Source organism: Ruminococcus sp. (genome assembly GCF_045129435.1).
Classification (GTDB): Bacteria; Bacillota; Clostridia; order Oscillospirales; family Acutalibacteraceae; genus Ruminococcoides.
Window position 1 is genome coordinate 1 of sequence record NZ_JBGVJL010000025.1, and the last position, 3227, is coordinate 3227.

Below are 3227 nucleotides of genomic sequence, written 5' to 3' on the forward strand. Positions count from 1 at the left end.
AGCGACGCTGTTTGTGCCTTGCAAATTGCAATGAAAACAACTGTTCTTGGGCGTTGCCCAAACCCACGAGCCTTTAAAAAGGCTCGACCTAAATTTTATGTTAATTATCCTAAGCTTTCTGCTAAACCACAATTCACCCCAACTATTGAAAAAGAGCAAAAACACCTTTCATCATAAAAACAGATGAAAGGTGTAATTTTACTCAGTTTAAAATTTGATTAAGTACATCGTCGGTAGTAGTATCAAGCACATAGGCAAACTCACCGAGTACCATTTTTTCCGCTTCCTTTAAGAAACGCTCGTCAGCCATATGTAATCTTTTGCCTCTTCTGAACTGGTATCTTTCGTGAAGTCGTAAAGTTCTGATAAGCTTTAACAATTCATCAGTTTTACCCTCTGAAATAATTGTTTTAAAGGTTTCAAATCTGATATTTTTATTTGAAATCCACTCAGGCTTGTCTTTCGGAATATTATCAAGAAACTCTGTAACCTCATCCTTCGTAAGTACCGCACGCATTTTGCCGACAAGCTTTTCATTATGTGTTGGCACTAACACCTTAGCTGTAACAGCAGCCTTAGGACTTAAAACATAGTACTCAACATTCACTTTGTCAATTCTTTTAGTAGTAATGTCTGTTACAGTACACACACCATTTACGCCATATGCCACAATATCAGATACCTCAAACATTTTCTGCACCTCCAAGTACAGATTTGTAAGCGTCATTTCGATAAATCATACTTCTCTCTCCTATTCGTTCTTTCTCATTCGTAGTAATTGCATAATACAATGCCTGACAATGCAGAAAATATATTTTGGCTTATTATATTTCTTACATATAATATTATACCATATTTTGCTAAAATATGACATAGGCAATATAGCTAACAATGTTATAAATTTACTGGTAAAAAATGCTAATAATTCTTGAAAAAATCGGATATTGCCTATTACTCCTAATTATTTTAAATTCTTTTTATATATTCATACACCTTTTCAGACCATTCCCAAATATCCTTACAATCGTTTTCAAGGTAATGTACCTTATCTTTAAGTACATCAGAAATATGCTTTTTAACAATATTTTTCTCTTTAATTGGAATAATAATTGAATGTATCCAATCTTTTAGCACAACTTCGTCCTTAATTTTTAAAGGCAATACTCCCTCAAATACAGCGTTTGGATGCTTAATAATCTCATCATATTTAAAGAAAAATCTTACTCCGGGAGTAAAATCTACACTCAAATCTTTTTCATCCGGAAATCTTTTTAATTTTCTCTCCATAACAAGTCTGTCTCCTGCCTGACAATTACCCCACGCAAACATTATGTACTCAAAATAATCCTCCGGATCGTGTGCGGCATTTCGACTTTCTGCGGCAAGCTCTTTTGCAGATATTTTTCTTGCTTTTACGGGTGATAACAACGAACCGCAATCAAGTATTTTAATTGCATTTTCAATTGGAGAAGTATGACACACAAAATCAGTCATACAGCCTTTATAAGTCGGGCAAGCAGTACACTCTGTAATTTTATTTGGTACGCCGATTCTTGGCTTTTCAGCAGATGTTTTCTTAAATTCTTCAATAAAATTAATAATCTTATTGTCAGCCTCAATCTCACAATTTCTGCCGTATTTTTCCTCATAAGCAATAAAATCAAGAATAGTCTGAATTTCCCAGTCTGTAATATTAGGATAAGCAGATAATTTTTTGTAAAATACTCCGTCCCAACATTCTGTACAATCAAAGTTACCGATTTTTATTATCATTGTTCCACCTCCTAATTTAAATAAAACCGATTTTAACACCTATTCTTTATAATATTTTCTACATATTCAAGTACAGCATCAGCAACCTCACGCCTGTATGGTCTTTCTTTTGAAACAACGCCGTCATAAACCGCTGAGAGATTATTAATTTCCGCAAGCTTATTAAGCATAGCAACATTTCCAAGTATTGCGTTATGGTATGTTGTGCGAATTTTATCAAGCTCAGCACTTTTCTTTGCGTACTCATTTTTATCCATATATGAATCAGAATAAAGCTTTATCCATAATTCAAGGGTAAAAATTTGATTGTGATATTCTTCAAAAGAAATAAGACATTTCTCTATCCTGCTTAAATACTTTTCATCATTTTTATAAATCTTTATAAGTGCATTTATAGAATCTTCATTAAACATAATTATATCTCCTCTTTCTCTTTCGTCTGCACCATTATACTTAAAAACACAAACACCCGTTACATAATAACGGGTGCAGCCAAAATTATTTCTTTTCGGTTAAAAGCTTATTAAGCTCCTCCATAAATGTATTGATGTCCTTAAATTGACGATAAACGGACGCAAAGCGAACATATGAAACCTCGTCAACCTTTTTTAATCGCTCCATAACCAGTTCACCAATCTGCTCGGTTGTGATTTCTCGTTCAAATCCGTTTTGTGCGGTAAGCTCAATATCGGCTACCATTTCTTCAACCTGTTCAACAGACACAGGACGCTTTTCACACGCACGAAGAATACCTGCTGTAAGCTTATTTCTGTCAAATACTTCTCTTGACTTGTCACGCTTTACAACATAAAGCGGAATATTCTCAATTATTTCGTATGTAGTAAAACGCTTTCCGCATTTTAAACATTCTCTTCTTCTGCGGATTCTCTCACCGTCATCGGCAGAGCGTGAATCAACAACCTTGCTTTCCTCATATGAACAATATGGGCATTTCATAATAAAACTCCCTTATACTACAAATTTATTATAAAATCATTATAACATACAAAAAAATTCAAGGCAAGCAATATTTATTTACAAATTTATTACATTATCAGTAAATTATAAGGTTCTGCTTTAAATGTTGGGGTAATATTGATAAATTATGTTTTAGCAACGGTCGGGAAATTTTTGCTTGACTTATTGCAGACTTTATACTCGGACATAAAAATTTGTTCAACCTTTTTCAAAGGTTGTGGGTGTGGGCAAGCCCACAAATACTTTTCTCTTACGCAAATTTCCGATAGCCAAACAGCATGCTGTTTGGCGGCTTGAACACAACAGCGAAAGCCTTATAATGCGACAGCAACACAAAAAGCCATTCTTCTTTATTATTTAGGCTCTATAATAAATGTTGGGGTAACAAATAGAGCCTACAAAAATAATTTTAAAAAAAGTAGAGCATATTTGTCTAAAATCCGTTAAAATAGAATTGCTTAGAAACCAGAAACGGA

General features: G+C 33.8%; 4 protein-coding genes. All 4 read right to left on the reverse strand.

Annotated features, from left to right (window positions below; translation table 11 throughout):
* Positions 1–202 precede the first annotated feature (202 nt).
* Entirely contained in the window at positions 203–691 is a 489-nt protein-coding gene (locus tag ACJMMI_RS01055) for a CarD family transcriptional regulator (protein ID WP_405352704.1), read from the reverse strand.
* A gap of 275 nt (positions 692–966) precedes the next feature.
* Positions 967–1773, reverse strand: a complete 807-nt coding sequence (locus tag ACJMMI_RS01060) for a hypothetical protein (RefSeq protein ID WP_405352706.1) — start codon at positions 1771–1773, stop codon at positions 967–969.
* A 32-nt stretch (positions 1774–1805) separates the two neighbouring features.
* Positions 1806–2186: a DUF3232 domain-containing protein gene (locus ACJMMI_RS01065; RefSeq protein WP_405352708.1), complete on the reverse strand. Its 381-nt coding sequence runs from the start codon at positions 2184–2186 to the stop codon at positions 1806–1808.
* 85 nt (positions 2187–2271) lie between these two features.
* Entirely contained in the window at positions 2272–2730 is a 459-nt protein-coding gene (nrdR, locus tag ACJMMI_RS01070; protein ID WP_405352709.1) for a transcriptional regulator NrdR, read from the reverse strand.
* Positions 2731–3227: the final 497 nt, after the last annotated feature.

Excerpts from the sequence above, each read along its gene's own strand:
- ACJMMI_RS01055 (WP_405352704.1), bottom strand. The coding sequence starts at position 691 with ATGTTTGAGGTATCTGATATTGTGGCATATGGCGTAAATGGTGTGTGT.
- ACJMMI_RS01060 (WP_405352706.1), bottom strand. The coding sequence starts at position 1,773 with ATGATAATAAAAATCGGTAACTTTGATTGTACAGAATGTTGGGACGGA.
- ACJMMI_RS01065 (WP_405352708.1), bottom strand. The coding sequence starts at position 2,186 with ATGTTTAATGAAGATTCTATAAATGCACTTATAAAGATTTATAAAAAT.
- nrdR (WP_405352709.1), bottom strand. The coding sequence starts at position 2,730 with ATGAAATGCCCATATTGTTCATATGAGGAAAGCAAGGTTGTTGATTCA.